The organism is Inquilinus sp. OTU3971 (assembly GCF_038440215.1).
In genome coordinates this window covers 1-13,813 of record NZ_JASATH010000208.1, presented here as the reverse complement: position 1 = coordinate 13,813, position 13,813 = coordinate 1, and the positions used below count along the sequence as shown (strand labels likewise).

Annotated in this window: 16 protein-coding genes; 10 read left to right on the top strand and 6 right to left on the bottom strand. The window is 71.7% G+C overall.

The window, feature by feature from the left end; translation table 11 throughout:
- Positions 1 to 214: 214 nt before the first annotated feature.
- From AAHM41_RS34030 to ureG, 3 genes are read left to right on the top strand one after another with little or no spacing between them, the layout of a single operon-like run.
- On the top strand, positions 215 to 676 hold the full coding sequence (locus AAHM41_RS34030) for an urease accessory protein UreE (RefSeq protein WP_342241073.1): 462 nt from the start codon (positions 215 to 217) through the stop codon (positions 674 to 676).
- 7 nt (positions 677 to 683) lie between these two features.
- A complete protein-coding gene (locus AAHM41_RS34025) occupies positions 684 to 1,376 on the top strand; it encodes an urease accessory protein UreF (protein ID WP_342241072.1) in 693 nt (230 codons plus the stop codon).
- A complete protein-coding gene (gene ureG, locus AAHM41_RS34020; protein ID WP_342241071.1) occupies positions 1,373 to 1,990 on the top strand; it encodes an urease accessory protein UreG in 618 nt (205 codons plus the stop codon). Before AAHM41_RS34025 ends, ureG begins: the two co-directional genes overlap by 4 nt.
- Positions 1,991 to 2,146: 156 nt before the next feature.
- On the opposite strand, the gene AAHM41_RS34015 is transcribed toward ureG, so the two are convergent.
- Together AAHM41_RS34015 and AAHM41_RS34010 are read right to left on the bottom strand one after the other, a co-directional pair.
- A complete protein-coding gene (locus AAHM41_RS34015; protein WP_342241070.1) occupies positions 2,147 to 3,841 on the bottom strand; it encodes a dihydroxyacetone kinase family protein in 1,695 nt (564 codons plus the stop codon).
- A 44-nt stretch (positions 3,842 to 3,885) separates the two neighbouring features.
- A complete protein-coding gene (locus AAHM41_RS34010; RefSeq protein ID WP_342241069.1) occupies positions 3,886 to 4,506 on the bottom strand; it encodes a glutathione S-transferase family protein in 621 nt (206 codons plus the stop codon).
- 137 nt (positions 4,507 to 4,643) lie between these two features.
- Here AAHM41_RS34010 and AAHM41_RS34005 point away from each other — a divergent pair, with 137 nt between their 5' ends.
- Positions 4,644 to 5,486 (top strand): 5'-nucleotidase, lipoprotein e(P4) family, encoded by an 843-nt coding sequence (locus AAHM41_RS34005; protein WP_342241068.1) that lies wholly within the window; start codon positions 4,644 to 4,646, stop codon positions 5,484 to 5,486.
- 23 nt (positions 5,487 to 5,509) lie between these two features.
- Here AAHM41_RS34005 and AAHM41_RS34000 read toward each other — a convergent pair whose 3' ends face one another.
- Positions 5,510 to 5,731, bottom strand: coding sequence for a hypothetical protein (locus AAHM41_RS34000; protein ID WP_342241067.1), 222 nt, complete (start codon positions 5,729 to 5,731; stop codon positions 5,510 to 5,512).
- A 108-nt stretch (positions 5,732 to 5,839) separates the two neighbouring features.
- On the opposite strand from AAHM41_RS34000, the gene AAHM41_RS33995 reads away from it, so the two are divergent.
- Complete coding sequence (locus AAHM41_RS33995; protein ID WP_342241066.1) at positions 5,840 to 6,538, top strand: ATP12 family chaperone protein; 699 nt, start codon at positions 5,840 to 5,842, stop codon at positions 6,536 to 6,538.
- Positions 6,539 to 6,603: 65 nt separating this feature from the next.
- A complete protein-coding gene (locus AAHM41_RS33990) occupies positions 6,604 to 6,951 on the top strand; it encodes an antibiotic biosynthesis monooxygenase family protein (RefSeq protein WP_342241065.1) in 348 nt (115 codons plus the stop codon).
- A gap of 3 nt (positions 6,952 to 6,954) precedes the next feature.
- Here AAHM41_RS33990 and AAHM41_RS33985 read toward each other — a convergent pair whose 3' ends face one another.
- Positions 6,955 to 8,121, bottom strand: a complete 1,167-nt coding sequence (locus AAHM41_RS33985) for a M20 aminoacylase family protein (RefSeq protein WP_342241064.1) — start codon at positions 8,119 to 8,121, stop codon at positions 6,955 to 6,957.
- Between the two features lie 133 nt (positions 8,122 to 8,254).
- On the opposite strand from AAHM41_RS33985, the gene AAHM41_RS33980 reads away from it, so the two are divergent.
- On the top strand, positions 8,255 to 9,787 hold the full coding sequence (locus AAHM41_RS33980) for an acyl-CoA carboxylase subunit beta (protein WP_342241063.1): 1,533 nt from the start codon (positions 8,255 to 8,257) through the stop codon (positions 9,785 to 9,787).
- Positions 9,788 to 9,860: 73 nt separating this feature from the next.
- The gene (locus AAHM41_RS33975) at positions 9,861 to 10,301 is read left to right on the top strand and encodes a hypothetical protein (RefSeq protein WP_342241062.1); all 441 of its coding nucleotides are present in this window, start codon (positions 9,861 to 9,863) and stop codon (positions 10,299 to 10,301) included.
- 7 nt (positions 10,302 to 10,308) lie between these two features.
- On the opposite strand, the gene AAHM41_RS33970 is transcribed toward AAHM41_RS33975, so the two are convergent.
- Complete coding sequence (locus AAHM41_RS33970; RefSeq protein ID WP_342241061.1) at positions 10,309 to 11,049, bottom strand: sulfite exporter TauE/SafE family protein; 741 nt, start codon at positions 11,047 to 11,049, stop codon at positions 10,309 to 10,311.
- Positions 11,050 to 11,147: 98 nt separating this feature from the next.
- Between AAHM41_RS33970 and AAHM41_RS33965 the strand changes: the two genes are divergently transcribed.
- Positions 11,148 to 12,050 (top strand): LysR substrate-binding domain-containing protein, encoded by a 903-nt coding sequence (locus AAHM41_RS33965; protein WP_342241060.1) that lies wholly within the window; start codon positions 11,148 to 11,150, stop codon positions 12,048 to 12,050.
- A gap of 61 nt (positions 12,051 to 12,111) precedes the next feature.
- Here the strand turns inward: AAHM41_RS33965 and AAHM41_RS33960 are convergent, their stop codons facing one another.
- Complete coding sequence (locus AAHM41_RS33960) at positions 12,112 to 13,026, bottom strand: pirin family protein (RefSeq protein WP_342241059.1); 915 nt, start codon at positions 13,024 to 13,026, stop codon at positions 12,112 to 12,114.
- A gap of 86 nt (positions 13,027 to 13,112) precedes the next feature.
- Between AAHM41_RS33960 and AAHM41_RS33955 the strand changes: the two genes are divergently transcribed.
- Positions 13,113 to 13,664, top strand: a complete 552-nt coding sequence (locus tag AAHM41_RS33955) for a PH domain-containing protein (protein ID WP_342241058.1) — start codon at positions 13,113 to 13,115, stop codon at positions 13,662 to 13,664.
- Positions 13,665 to 13,813: the final 149 nt, after the last annotated feature.

Below are 13,813 nucleotides of genomic sequence, written 5' to 3'. Positions count from 1 at the left end.
GGGGCCCCCCCATTTTTGCCCCCCCCCCCCCCCGGGGGGGGGGGGCAGGGGGAGGGGTCTGCGCGTGTCCGCGCGCGAAGACGAAGGTCTCTCGGCAGAGACTTGCGGTGGTCGGCCGCCGGCGTGGGCCGACAGAACCCCCTACCCCTACCCCCCTCCCGCGGGGGGAGGGGGGGCAAAAAAGGAAGTGCCGCAGCCGAACGGGAGGCCGGCCATGAAGCGCTTCACCGCCGTCGTCCCGGCCGGGGGGTTCAATCCGGCCCAAGCCTCCGACCGCGTCGTCCTGGACTACGAGTCCCGCCACCGCCGCCGCATCGTGCTGTATGGCGAGGCCGGGACGGTGGTGCTGCTCGACCTGTCCGAGGCGGTGCATCTGCGCGACGGCGACGCGCTCAAGGGCGAGGACGAAAGCCTGGTCTTGGTCGCGGCGGCGCCGGAGCAACTGGTCGAGATCCGGGCCGGCAGCCAGGCGGAGCTGATCCGCATCGCCTGGCATCTCGGCAACCGGCATCTGCCGACCCAGCTGCTGCCCGACGCGCTGCGCATCCGCACCGATCATGTGATCGAGGAGATGGTGCGCGGCCTGGGCGGCACGGTCACAGCCATCGAGGCGCCCTTCGATCCGGAGGGCGGCGCCTATGGCCATGGCGCCGTACACGGGCATTCCCATGGTTGAGCGGCCCATGGCTGACGCGGCGCTGTACCGGCTGATGGCCTGGCTGTCGCCATCCTACCCGGTTGGCGCCTTCAGCCATTCCAGCGGCCTGGAATGGGCGAACGAGGCCGGCTGGGTCATCGACCGGCCGGGCCTGATCGCCTGGATCGAGGATGCGCTGGCGAACGGCGCCGGCTGGAACGACGCCGTCCTGTTCGTCCACGCCCACCGCGCCGCCATCTCCGGCGATGACGACCGGCTGGCCGAGGTCGCCGACCTCGCCGCAGCGCTGACCGCCTCGCGCGAGCGGCAGGTCGAGACGATGGCCCAGGGCACCGCCTTCCTGACCATCTCCCGTGCCGCCTGGCCGGAGCCAGGGCTGGAGCTGCTGGCCGCCCGCGTGGGCGAGACCGTCGCCTATCCGGTCGCGGTCGCCGCCTGTGCCGCCGGCCACGGCATCGCCCTGGCCCCGTCGCTGACCGCCTTCCTGCACGCCGTTGCCGCCAATCTGGTGTCGGCGGCGCAGCGCCTGGTGCCGCTGGGCCAGACCGACGGCCAGCGCGCCATCGCCGCGCTGATGCCGGCGGTGGCGGAGGCGGCGGCCCGGGCCGCTTCCCTGCCGGACGGCGATCCCTTCAGCCAATGCGGCGGCCTAGCCGTCGCCGCCGACATCGCATCGATGCAGCACGAGACCCAGTATACGAGGTTGTTCCGCACATGACCCAGAACGGACCTTTGCGCGTCGGCATTGGCGGCCCCGTCGGCTCCGGCAAGACGGCGCTGATGGACGCGCTCTGCAAGGCCTTCCGCGACCGCTACGACATCGCGGCCATCACCAACGACATCTACACCAAGGAGGATGCGGAGTTCCTGAACCGCGCCGGGTCGCTGTCCTCCGACCGCATTTTGGGGGTGGAGACCGGCGGCTGCCCGCACACCGCGATCCGCGAGGACGCCTCGATCAACCTGGCGGCGGTGGCGGAGATGCGGCGCCGCTTCCCGGGCCTCGACCTGGTGCTGATCGAATCCGGCGGCGACAACCTGGCCGCCACTTTCAGCCCGGAGCTGGCGGACCTCACCATCTACGTCATCGACGTTTCGGCCGGCGACAAGATCCCGCGCAAGGGCGGCCCGGGGATCACCCGGTCGGACCTCTTGGTGATCAACAAGACCGACCTGGCGCCGCTGGTCGGCGCCTCGCTCGAGGTGATGGACCGGGATTCCCGCAAGATGCGCGGCGACCGTCCCTTTGTCTTCGCCCGGGTCCGCGGCGGCGTTGGCGTGGCCGAGATCGCCGCGTTCATCGAGAAGGCGGGGGGATTGGCTCCGCGTTGATGAGAGAAACACGGGGCCGGAGCCACCCCCTCACCCGAAATCGCCGACGCGATTTCGACCTCTCCCCGGGGAGAGGTGAACAAACCCTCTCCTCGGGGAGAGGGAGGGACCCGCACGCGAAGCGTGTGGGAGGGTGAGGGGGGATAGAGCCGGCCCCTATCGCACCACAGCCTTCAGCGCCTGCAGCCAGACCAGGACCGCGGCGGCGCCGGCGTCGGGGACGCCGATGGCGCGTTCGCCGAGATAGCTGGCCCGGCCCAGCCGCGGCAGCATCCGCGCCGTGGCGTCGGTGCCGGCGGCCGCCGCGGCGACGCAGACGCCCCAGGCCTCGGCCGGCGACTTGCCGCTGGCGACCGCGGCCGCGAACGCCTCGGTCGCCGGGTGCAGCGCGTCCAGCATGGTCCGGTCGCCCGGCTTGGCGCCACCCAGCTCGGCGATCGCCTGGGCCGCGACCGTGAAGGCCTCGGCCCAGGCGGCCGGCGCGGGCACCGCCTCACCCGCCAGCCGCCGCGACGCGCGCAGCAGGGCGGTGGCGTAGAACGGGCCGGAGCTGCCGCCGATCGCCCGGCGCAGCGCGTCGCCGACCGCGGCCAGCGCCCGCGACGGGTCGGCCCAGGCGGCGTCGGGCAAAGCGTGGATCGCCTCCGCCGCCCGCACCATGCTGGCGCCGAGATCGCCGTCGCCGGCGCGGGAATCGAGGTCGGTCAGATGCGGCTCGGCCTTGACCAGCGCGTCGGCCACCACGCGGCCGGCCTCCTGCAGCGCCGGGGCGAGCGGCGATGGAGGGGTGTCGTCCCGGGCCGCCGGCGCCGGCTCCGGCGCGTGGATCCGCCGCTTCGGCCCGATCCGGCCGCCGCCCGGCCAGGCCGGGGCCTGCGCCGGCGCGTCCAAGAGCGCGATCCGCTCGTCGTCCAGCTTCAGCAGGCTCAGCGAGCAGCCGGGCATGTCCAGCGCGGTCAGGAAGTTGCCGGCCCAGGCCCGGTCCACCGCGATGCCCCGCACCGCCAGATCGGTCAGGGCGGCGCGGGCGACGATCGACAGCTCCATCGGCGGCGTGGCGCCCAGGCCGTTGACCAGCAGCGCCACCCGGTCGCCGGGGGCGAGGCCGCGGTCGGACACGATCGCCTGCAGCATCTCGGCCACCAGCTCGTCGGCCGGCTGCAGCGGCCCGCGCCGCACCCCGGCCTCGCCATGGATGCCCAGGCCCAGCTCGATCTCGCTGTCGCCCAGGGTGAAGCCGGGCTTGCCGGCGGTCGGCACGGTGCAGGCGCCCAGCGCCACGCCCATGGTGCCGAGATCGGCGGCGGCGGCGCGGGCGAGGGCGGCGACCTCCGTCAGCGTCCTGCCGGCGGCGATCGCGGCGCCGGCCAGCTTGTGGATCAGCACGGTGCCGGCGATGCCGCGGCGGCGCGCCGGCTCGACCGTGTCGCGCAGCGCCACGTCGTCGGCCACCACCACGATCTCGACCGGGATGCCCTCGTCCTGCGCCAGCTCGGCGGCGAGGCCGAAATTCAGCCGGTCGCCGGTGTAGTTCTTGACCACCAGCACCGCGCCCAAGGGCCCGGCGGCGGCGCGGATGCCGGCCAGCACGGCGTCGACGCTGGGCGAGGTGAAGACGTCGCCGGCGACGGCGCCGGCCAGCATGCCGGGGCCGACATAGCCGGCATGGGCCGGCTCGTGCCCGCTGCCGCCGCCGGACAACAGCGCGATCGGGCGCGAGGCCGGCACCGGCAGGTCGGCGCGGACCACCACGGCCTCCTCCTCCAGCAGGGCCAGGCCGGAATGCAGGTCGACGAACCCTTCCAGCATCTCGCGCAGGACATGGCGCGGATTGTTGATCAGCTTCTTCACGTCATGGCCCTCGCTGGTCAGGTCGGGATCGGGTCAGGAACGGTTCAGCCTTCGTTTCGTTGCCACACCTCGGCCAGGCCCGGCTCGGCGCGCAGCCGCCCGGCGATCGCCGACAGCTTCGGGCATTCGGCGGCGAACCACTCGCTGCGCGGCCGCCAACGGTTCATCACTGCGACATAGACGTCGATGGCGGAGCGGGTGTCGCCGAGGAACCAGGGGCTGCCCGCCGCCGCCTCCATCTGCTGCCACAGCAGCTTGCGGTGCTCGTCGGTCGAATTGCGCAGCTCGGCCTTGGCCTGGTCGCCGGTGACCCAGCGGCCGGGATCGTCGCCATAGGCCCAGGTCGGGTACAGCGCGGCGACGATGAACACCAGACGGCGCAGGAAGGCGGGGCGGTCCGGGTGGCCGGCCGGCGGGGCCAGGCCGGCGTCGGGGGCGACGTCGGCGAGATGCAGGGTGATCGCGCCGCTCTCGGTCATCACCGTGCCGTCGGGCAGGACCAGCACCGGCACCTGGGTCAGCGGGTTCAGGCGCTGCAGCATCTCGCGATCGGCCGGGTTGTCGAAGATGTCGACCGACTTGATCGCGTAGGGCACGCCGGCGAGGGTCAGCATGATCTCGCTGAGCGTCGAGCCGGTGCCGGGCTGGGCGTAGAGCGTGTACATCGGTCCTCCCCTTCGTCGCGCTCCGCACTCCTAACACGGCACGGCGGTGCGCGATACGCGGCCTGAACGGGGGTTGCCGCGCGCGGTCCGGGCCTGCTCAAATACTGTCACGAAATTGTAACAAATGGAGGCTTCGAATGATGCGGTATGGATGGGCTTCGGCCCTGGCGATGATGGTGGCGGCGGGAGCGGCCCAGGCGCAGCAGGGGCCTGGCCCGGACGACAATCTCAACGCGGTGCTGTGGGACCAGACCTCGGTCGAGGCGCAGGCCAATGCGATCGGCGCCTATGCGCTGGCCCGCATCCGGCTGGACGAGGCGCTGGCCGACCCGTCCCGCACCGCGGCGCCGGCGGAGCAGACCGGCGACTTCAAGGCTTTCCCGCCGGCGGTGGTGCTGGACGTCGACGACACGCTCCTGAACACCTCGCCCTACCAGGCCCGCAACGTGGTCGAGGGCTTGGGCTTCAACCCGAAGACCTGGACGCAATACGTCAATGCCAAGATCGACACCGCGATTCCCGGCGCGGTCGAGTTCACCCAATACGCCGCCTCCAAGGGCGTGAAGGTGTTCTACGTCACCAACCGCACCAAGGAGGAGGAGGGGCCGACGGTCGAGCACATGAAGGCGCTCGGCTTCCCGATGGGCGACAATGTCGACACCTTCCTCAGCGCCAAGGAGCAGTCGGACTGGGGCTCGGCCAAGGGCACGCGCCGTGCCGTGATCGCCAAGGACTACCGGATCCTGCTGCTGGTCGGCGACAATTTCGGCGATTTCAGCGACGCCTACAAAGGCACGCTGGCGGAGCGGCAGACGGCGTTCAAGGCGGCCAAGGACCATTGGGGCCGCGACTGGATCGCGATCGCCAACCCAACCTACGGCTCCTTCGAATCGGCGCCGTACAAGAGCGACTACAAGCTGCCGGCGGCGGAGCAGCGCAAGCTGAAGATCGAGGCGCTGACGCCCTGGAACGGGCAGTAGCCGTGTCCCGGGGCCGCGGCGGATCAGAACCCGCCGCGGCCCTGGAACGGGTGGCCGGTGAGCAGCGAGACCAGATGCGCCAGCATCAGGATCACGACCAGCGCCGCCACCATCATCACCGGGATCACCGGGAACAGCCGCACCTCGCCCGGCGGCGGGCGGCGACGGTCCATCACCAGCATGGCCGCGACCACCGCCAGGGCGGCGGCGAGGATGATCGAGGTGTTGGTCAGGTCGAGCTGCATCGTGGCACCGCGGTAGCATTCCGGCCGCTCCGACGGAAGGTGTCTCCGATCCGGGTTGCATCTGCGGCCGCGATTGCCGATATCGGCGCGGGCGGAGAGAGGGCCGGTATGATGAAGCGCTTCTACAAGACTGTGGGTGTGGTGCCGGCCGGCGACGGGTTCGGCGTCGTCCTCGACGGCAAGCCGATCAAGAGCCCGGCCAAGGCCGATCTCGTCCTGCCCAGCCGCGCCTTGGCCGAGGCGGTGGCGGCGGAGTGGGAGGCGCAGGCCGACACCGTGGTGCCGTCCGCCATGCCGCTGATGCAGCTGGCGGCGACGGCGATCGACAAGGTGGCGCCGAATCGGGCGCTGATCATCGACACCATCGCCCCCTATGGCGGCACCGACCTGCTGTGCTACCGGGCCGAGGCGCCGGCGGCGCTGGTCGAGCGGCAGGCGGCCGCCTGGCAGCCGCTGCTCGACTGGGCGATGACCGCGCATGACGCGCCGCTGGCCGTGACCTCCGGCATCCTTCACCAGGCGCAGCCGGATGCCAGCCTGGCGGCGCTGCGCGCGGCGGTGGCGGCGCAGGACGACTGGCGGCTGACGGCGCTGCACCAGGCGACGGCGCTGACCGGATCGCTGGTGCTCGGCCTGGCCCTGCTGGCCGGCCGGATCGACGCCGACGAAGCCTTCGAGCTGGCCGAGCTCGACGCCAGCTTCCAGATCGAGCGCTGGGGCGAGGATGCCGAGGCCACGGCCCGGCGCGCGGCGCTGCGGGCCGAGCTGCAGGCGGCGGCCCGGCTGGTCGCGCTGGCGGCGGGCTGACTGGAGGCTCCGGCCGCGCGACCTATCTGAAGGGCTGAGGCGCACGGCAAGCGAGGAGCGACACGATGACCAGCGAAGCCAGGCGACCTGCGATCGCCCGGATCTGGCGCGGCCGCACTGTGCGGGCACGGGCCGACGAATACGAGGCCTATAATTACGAGGTCGGGATCAAGCCTCTGATCGAGAAGGCCATGGGCGTCCAGTGCCTGCGCGAGGATCGCGGCGACGAGACCGAGTTCGTCACCATCTCCTACTGGGAGAGCGTCGAGGCGATGGCGAGCTTCACCGGCGGCGACCCGACCCGCATCCACCATCTGGACCGGGACGCGGAGTTCCTGATCGAGCTGCCGACCGAGGTGCAGATCCTGCGGATCCGCGCCTCGCATGGCGACACCGGCGGCGACGGCCGGTGATGCTCACCCCGCCTGCTTCAGCCGGGTCTCCACCAGCCGCGACCACAGCGTGGCGCCGACCGGCAGGATCTCGTCGTTGAAGTCGTAATGCGGGTTGTGCACCGGCACGCTGCCGCGGCCATTGCCGATGAACAGGAAGGCGCCAGGCTTCTCCGCCAGCATGTAGGCGAAATCCTCCGACGCCATGACGATGGCGCCGTTGCCGTCGACCGCGTCGGCGCCCAGCGCGTCCGCGGCGGCCTCGGCGACCCAGGCCGTCTCGGCGGCATCGTTGATCACCGGGATGACCTTGATCTGTACCTTCGGCTCGGCCCGGCCGCCGAAGGCGGCGGCGACGTCGCGGGCGATCGCCTCGATCCGCGCCTTCAGCGCCTCCAGCACCTCCATCCGCAGCGCGCGGAAGGTGCCGCGCAGCACGGCGGTGTCGGGGATCACATTGTAGGCGTCGCCGGCATGGATCTGGGTGACGCTGACCACGGCGGAATCGAGGGCGGCGACGTTGCGGGCGACCACGCTCTGCAACGCGGTCACCACATGGGCCGCGATCAGCACCGGGTCGACTCCCGTCTCCGGCAGCGCGCCGTGGGCACCGCGGCCGGCGATTTCGATGTCGAAGATGCCGCCGCCGGACATCGTCGGGCCGGGGCGGACCATGACCCGGCCGGCGTCCAGCGTGTGGAAGTTGTGCATGCCGAACACCGCCTCGCAGGGGAACTGGTCGAACAGCCCGTCGGCGATCATCGCCTGTGCCCCGCCGCGGCCCTCCTCGGCCGGTTGGAAGATGAAGTGCACCGTGCCGTCGAAGTTCCGGGTGGCGGCCAGGTAGCGCGCCGCGCCCAGCAGCATGGTGGTGTGGCCGTCATGGCCGCAGGCATGCATGGCGCCGGCGTTCTGCGACCGGTGGCCGAAGCCGTTCGCCTCCTGCATCGGCAGCGCGTCCATGTCGGCGCGCAGCGCGATGGCCCGCGGGTTGTTGCCGACCCGCAGCGTGCCGACCACGCCGGTCTGCCCGATCCCGGTCGCCACTTCGCAGCCAAAGGCGCGCAGCCGCTCCGCCACCAGGGCGCTGGTGCGGTGCTCCTCGAAGCCCAGCTCGGGATGGGCGTGGATATCCCGACGCCATTCGGTCAGCTCGTCGGCGAAGCCGGCGATCATCGGGTCGATCTTCATGGCTGGTCCTCGCGGGAATGTCAGACGATATCAGGACCCAAGGCCTAGCGGCTGACAAGCCCTGATCTCGCCCAGCCCTCCGCCTCGTGCTATTGCAGGCGGATGACGCGTTGCGGATATCCGCGGGGGGAGAATGCGCGAGATCCTTGAGGTGCTCGAGAAGAAGCGCGCGGCGGCGCGCCTCGGCGGCGGCAACAAGCGCATCGAGGCCCAGCATGCCAAGGGCAAGCTGACGGCGCGCGAGCGGCTCGACGTCTTCCTCGACCCCGGCTCCTTCGAGGAATGGGACATGTTCGTCGAGCACCGCTCGCCGGATTTCGGCATGGCCGAGCAGAAGGTGCCGGGCGACGGCGTGGTCACCGGCTTCGGCACGGTCGACGGCAAGCTGGTCTTCGTCTTCAGCCAGGACTTCACGGTGTTCGGCGGCTCGCTGTCCGAGGCGCATGCCGAGAAGATCTGCAAGGTCATGGACCAGGCGATGAAGGTCGGCGCGCCGGTGATCGGCCTGAACGATTCGGGGGGCGCCCGGATCCAGGAGGGCGTGGCCTCGCTCGGCGGCTATGCCGAGGTGTTCCAGCGCAACGTCCTGGCCTCGGGCGTGGTGCCGCAGATCTCGCTGATCATGGGCCCTTGCGCCGGCGGCGCGGTCTATTCCCCGGCGATGACCGACTTCATCTTCATGGTGAAGGACAGCTCCTACATGTTCGTCACCGGCCCGGACGTGGTGAAGACGGTGACGCATGAGGTGGTGACGGCCGAGGATCTCGGCGGCGCCGTCACCCACACCACCAGATCCGGCGTCGCCGACCTGGCTTTCGAGGACGATGTCGAGGCGCTGCTGCGGCTGCGCGACTTCGTCGGCTTCCTGCCGTCCTCGAACCGCGCCCCGGCGCCGATCCGCCCGACCGGGGACCCGGCCGACCGGCCGGAGATGTCGCTCGACACCCTGATCCCGGCCAACCCGAACAAGCCCTACGACATGAAGGAGCTGATCGGGAAGGTGGTGGACGAGGGCGATTTCTTCGAGCTGCAGCCGGCCTTCGCCGGCAACATCATCATCGGCCTGGCGCGGATGCAGGGCCGCACCGTCGGCATCGTCGCCAACCAGCCGATGGTGCTGGCCGGCTGCCTGGACATCGATTCCAGCCGCAAGGCGGCGCGCTTCGTCCGCTTCTGCGACGCCTTCAACATCCCGATCGTCACCTTCGTCGACGTGCCCGGCTTCCTGCCCGGCACCAGCCAGGAATATGGCGGCATCATCAAGCACGGCGCCAAGCTGTTGTTCGCCTATGCCGAGGCGACGGTGCCGAAGGTCACGGTGATCACCCGCAAGGCCTATGGCGGGGCCTATGACGTCATGGCGTCCAAGCATCTGCGCGGCGACGTCAACTACGCCTGGCCGACGGCCGAGATCGCTGTGATGGGCCCGAAGGGCGCGGTCGAGATCATCTTCCGCGCCGATCTCGGCGACGCCGAGAAGATCGCGGCGCGGACCGAGGAGTACCGCGAGAAATTCGCCAACCCCTTCGTCGCCGCGGCGCGCGGCTATGTCGACGACGTGATCATGCCGCACAACACCCGCCGGCGGATCTGCAAGGCGCTGGCGATGCTGGCCGGCAAGACGCTGGAGAACCCCTGGAAGAAGCACGACAATTTGCCGTTGTGACCCCGGGCGCCTTTGGCACCGTCCTGCCATGCCGGGGTGGTGCGATGGGCCGACACCGACTGCAGAGACCAGAATGACCGCGCGCTTCCGCACCTTGAAGATGCTCCTGGCCGGCGCCGCGCTGCTCGCCGCCTGCGCCACCGAGGCCGGGTTCCGCAAGGGGCTGGACCAGCTGAAAGGCCAGCCGAAGGACCAGCTGATCGTGCGCTACGGCCCGCCGATCTATGAGGGCCGGACCGAGGACGGGCGGCGCTATGCCCAGTTCAACCTGTCCTGGGTGCAGACCGGCGGCGGCTACATCACCAGCCGGCCGCAGACCGCCTTCGTGCGCGGCACCTATCGCGACGATGACGGCGACAAGCGCCGCTACACCGAGACGCGGACGGTCTATGTCGACCAGTATGTGCCGCCCTATGCGGTCGACCGGCGCTGCCTGACCACCTTCTACTTCGACGCCGCCAACCGCGTCGCCAGCTACGCCTATGCCGGCGACGGCTGCGTCGCCAAGGAGTAGGGGCCGATCACAGCAGCGGCCGCAGCGCCAGGTCGAGGCCGAGCAGCAGCAGCCCGAGGAAGAACCAGCGCCGGAACACCTCCGGCCGCACCCGCAGGCGCAGCCATTGCCCGGCGGCCATGCCCAGCAGCGCCGGGGCCAGCGCCAGCAGCGAACTGCCGGCGGCGGCCAGCGGAAAGGCGCCGTCCCGTGCCAGCCCGGCGGCCAGGGCCAGGGTCGAGACGGTGAAGGACAGGCCCAGCGCCTGCACCAGGTCCTCCTTCTCCAGCCCCAGCGCCTGCAGGAACGGCACCGCCGGGATGACGAAGACCCCGGTGGCGGCGGTGACCAGGCCGGTGGCGGCGCCGACCGGGGCCGACCACCAGCGCTCGGCCTTGGTCGGGACGGAGAAGCGCGGCCCGGCCAGGCCGATCGCGGCATAGAGCACCAGGGCGAGGCCGAGGGCGACGGTCGCGCGCTCGGCGCCGGGGCCGGTCAGCTGCCCGGCCCCGGCCCAGGTGCCGAGGCAGATCCCGGCCATCATCGGCCACAGCCGGCGCAGCAGCCCGCCGAAGCGCGGCCCGGCGAAGAGCTGCCAGAGATTGGTCACCAGCGACGGCACCACCAGCAGCGCCGCCGCCTGGGCCGGCGCCATGGCCAGGCCGAGCAGTCCCATCGCCACCGTCGGCAGGCCGAGCCCGACCACGCCCTTGACGAAGCCGGCGAGCAGGAAGGTGAGGGCGACGAGGAGCAGCAGCGGGTCGGTCATGGCCGGAGCTTGCCCGGGTCACGTTTCGGCGACAATGTGGGAGGGACAGAGCCAGCCTTCGGCCAGGACGAAGGCTGAGCCGGCCGGAGGGCCTGCCGATGCGTTTCGACCTGACCGATCTGCGCCTGTTCCTGCATGTCGCCGAGGCCGGCAGCATCACCGCCGGCGCCGAGCGGGCCGCCCTGGCCCTGGCCTCGGCCAGCGCCCGCATCCGCGGCATGGAGGCAGCGGCCGGCACGGCGCTGCTGCAACGCGGCCGGCGCGGCGTGGCGCCGACCCCGGCGGGCGAGGCGGTGCTGCACCACGCCCGGCTGGTGCTGCAGCAGATGGAGCGGATGCGCGGCGAGCTCGGCGACTATGCCCGCGGCCTCAAGGGCCATGTCCGCATCCTCGGCAACACCGCGGCAGTGACCGAGTTCCTGCCCGAACCCCTGGCCGAATGGCTCGCCGCCCATCCCCGCATCGACATCGACCTGGAGGAGCGGCCGAGCCACGTCATCGTCGAGGCGGTGGCCGCCGGCCTGGCCGATCTCGGCATCGTCGCGGACATGGCTGGCGGGGGCGCGGCCGAGTTGGAGCGCATCCCGTTCCGGATCGACCGGCTGGTGCTGGCGGTGCCGCGCGGCCATCCGCTGGCAGCCCGGCGCCGCATCGCCTTCGCCGAGGTGCTGGACGAGGATTTCGTCGGCCTCAGCCCCGGCAGCGCGCTGCAGGACCATCTCGCCCGCCACGCCGCCCGGGCCGGGCGGCCGCTCACGCTGCGGGTCCGGCTCGGCGGCTTCGATTCGGTGTGCCGGATGGTGGAGCAGGGCGTCGGCCTGGCGGTGGTGCCGGAGACCGCGGCCCGGCGCTGCCGCCGCAGCATGGCGATCCGGACCGTGCCGCTGTCCGACCCCTGGGCGCTGCGCCGGCTGTCGATCTGCGTCCGGTCCCTCGACGCCCTGCCGGCGCATGCGAGGCGGCTGGTGGAGCATCTGGCGAAGGATTCGTCTCGGCCGTAGGTTGGGTTCGCGTGGCGAACCCAACTTGGTGCCGTCGGCACGGCGTCGGAATGTTGGTACTTCACCTTTCCGGCAGCGGCAGCCTCTCCGTTTCGTCCGGGATCGTGCCGAAGCGGCCCTCGCGCCAGTCTTCCTTGGCCTGCTCGATGCGCTCGCGGCTGCGGGCGACGAAGTTCCACCACAGCTTGCGCGGGCCGTCGAGCGGCTCGCCGCCGAATACCAGCAGCCGGGTCTCCTCCACCGCTTCGACCTCGACCCTTTCGCCGGGCCGCAGCACCAGCAGGCGCCGCGGCGGGAAGTCGTCGCCGCCGATCCGGACCCGGCCGGAGACGACATAGACCGCCCGCTCCTCATGCTCCGCCGGCAGCGGAAGCGCCGCCCCGGCCTGCAGCGCCGCGTCGAGATACAGCGTCTCCGAGAACGTCGTGACCGGCGAGCGCGCGCCATAGGCCGAGCCGACGATCAGCCGCACGCTCTTGCCGGCATCCTCGATCACCGGCAGGTCGTCGATGCCGTGATGGGCGAAGCTGGGCGCCACCTCCTCGTACGGGGCGGGCAGGGCCACCCAGGTCTGCACCCCGAACAGGGTCGACCCGGTGGCGCGCAGGGCGGGTGGCGTGCGCTCGGAATGGGCGATGCCGCGGCCGGCGGTCATCCAGTTGACGTCGCCGGGGCGGATCACCTGGCGGGTGCCCAGGCTGTCGCGATGGGTCTGCTCGCCAGCGAAGAGATAGGTCACGGTGGCCAGGCCGATATGCGGGTGCGGCGGCACGTCGATGCCGTCGCCGGCGCCGAACAGGGTCGGGCCGAACTCGTCGACGAAGACGAAGGGGCCGACCGAGCGCTTCTGCATCGACGGCACGGCGCGCCGCACCTCGAAGCCGCCGATATCGGCGGTGCGCGGGATCACCACCGTCTCGATCAAGGGGCAGGGCGTCTCGCCGGTGACGGGATCGCGGGTCGGCTGCCAGCTCATGGCTGTGACTCCTCCGCCCAGAACCGCCATGGACGGGCGCTCGGTTCGACCGTACCCTTCGCTCCGGCATCAGCCAAGGGGGACCGATGATGGCCGACACCACCCAGGACGCCGCGGCGGGGCCCGCCGGCGAGACCGTGATCTGGAAGATCCGCACCGCGCTGCGCGCGTCGTTTTACGTCTGGGTGCTGGCGATCGTGCTGGCGGTGCTGCTCGGCATGGTCGGCGGGCCGGTGCCGGCCGCGGCGCCGATCATCCTGGCCGTCGTCTGGACCGCCTGGCGCTGGCTGACCAGCTACGAGCTGACCAGCGAGCGGCTGATCATCCGCTCCGGCCTCCTGGTGCGGAAGCGCGAGGAGGTCGAGCTGTTCCGGGTGCGCGACTTCGCGCTGTCGCGGCCGCTGCAGTGGCTGGTGCTGGGGCTGGGCACGATCGGGCTGACCACGCGCGACCAGTCGGCCCCGAACATCCTGATCGGCCCGATCGCCATGCCGGAGACCCGGCTGGACGAGCTGCGCCGGGCCACCGTGGCGCGGCAGAACCGGGTGCGCTTCCGCGAGGTCGAGGTGTCCTCGGCCGGCGACGACCACCACCATGACGGACATGGCGGCCACGACGCGGGGCCGCTGCCGGGGTAGGGAAGACGCCTGACGGAGGGGCCGGAGCCACCCCCTCACCCGGAAATCCTGCGGATTTCCGACCTCTCCCCGAGGAGAGGTGAAAACCCCTCTCCTCGGGGAGAGGGAGGGGCGGGGGGGGCGGGGGGGGGGGGGGGGGGGGGGGGGGG

Excerpts from the sequence above, each read along its gene's own strand:
- AAHM41_RS33980 (WP_342241063.1), top strand. The coding sequence starts at position 8,255 with ATGCGCGAGATCCTTGAGGTGCTCGAGAAGAAGCGCGCGGCGGCGCGC.
- AAHM41_RS33985 (WP_342241064.1), bottom strand. The coding sequence starts at position 8,121 with ATGAAGATCGACCCGATGATCGCCGGCTTCGCCGACGAGCTGACCGAA.
- AAHM41_RS33990 (WP_342241065.1), top strand. The coding sequence starts at position 6,604 with ATGACCAGCGAAGCCAGGCGACCTGCGATCGCCCGGATCTGGCGCGGC.
- AAHM41_RS33995 (WP_342241066.1), top strand. The coding sequence starts at position 5,840 with ATGATGAAGCGCTTCTACAAGACTGTGGGTGTGGTGCCGGCCGGCGAC.
- AAHM41_RS34010 (WP_342241069.1), bottom strand. The coding sequence starts at position 4,506 with ATGTACACGCTCTACGCCCAGCCCGGCACCGGCTCGACGCTCAGCGAG.
- AAHM41_RS34005 (WP_342241068.1), top strand. The coding sequence starts at position 4,644 with ATGATGCGGTATGGATGGGCTTCGGCCCTGGCGATGATGGTGGCGGCG.
- AAHM41_RS33965 (WP_342241060.1), top strand. The coding sequence starts at position 11,148 with ATGCGTTTCGACCTGACCGATCTGCGCCTGTTCCTGCATGTCGCCGAG.
- AAHM41_RS34030 (WP_342241073.1), top strand. The coding sequence starts at position 215 with ATGAAGCGCTTCACCGCCGTCGTCCCGGCCGGGGGGTTCAATCCGGCC.
- AAHM41_RS33970 (WP_342241061.1), bottom strand. The coding sequence starts at position 11,049 with ATGACCGACCCGCTGCTGCTCCTCGTCGCCCTCACCTTCCTGCTCGCC.
- AAHM41_RS34000 (WP_342241067.1), bottom strand. The coding sequence starts at position 5,731 with ATGCAGCTCGACCTGACCAACACCTCGATCATCCTCGCCGCCGCCCTG.
- AAHM41_RS33955 (WP_342241058.1), top strand. The coding sequence starts at position 13,113 with ATGATGGCCGACACCACCCAGGACGCCGCGGCGGGGCCCGCCGGCGAG.
- AAHM41_RS33975 (WP_342241062.1), top strand. The coding sequence starts at position 9,861 with ATGACCGCGCGCTTCCGCACCTTGAAGATGCTCCTGGCCGGCGCCGCG.
- AAHM41_RS34025 (WP_342241072.1), top strand. The coding sequence starts at position 684 with ATGGCTGACGCGGCGCTGTACCGGCTGATGGCCTGGCTGTCGCCATCC.
- ureG (WP_342241071.1), top strand. The coding sequence starts at position 1,373 with ATGACCCAGAACGGACCTTTGCGCGTCGGCATTGGCGGCCCCGTCGGC.
- AAHM41_RS33960 (WP_342241059.1), bottom strand. The coding sequence starts at position 13,026 with ATGAGCTGGCAGCCGACCCGCGATCCCGTCACCGGCGAGACGCCCTGC.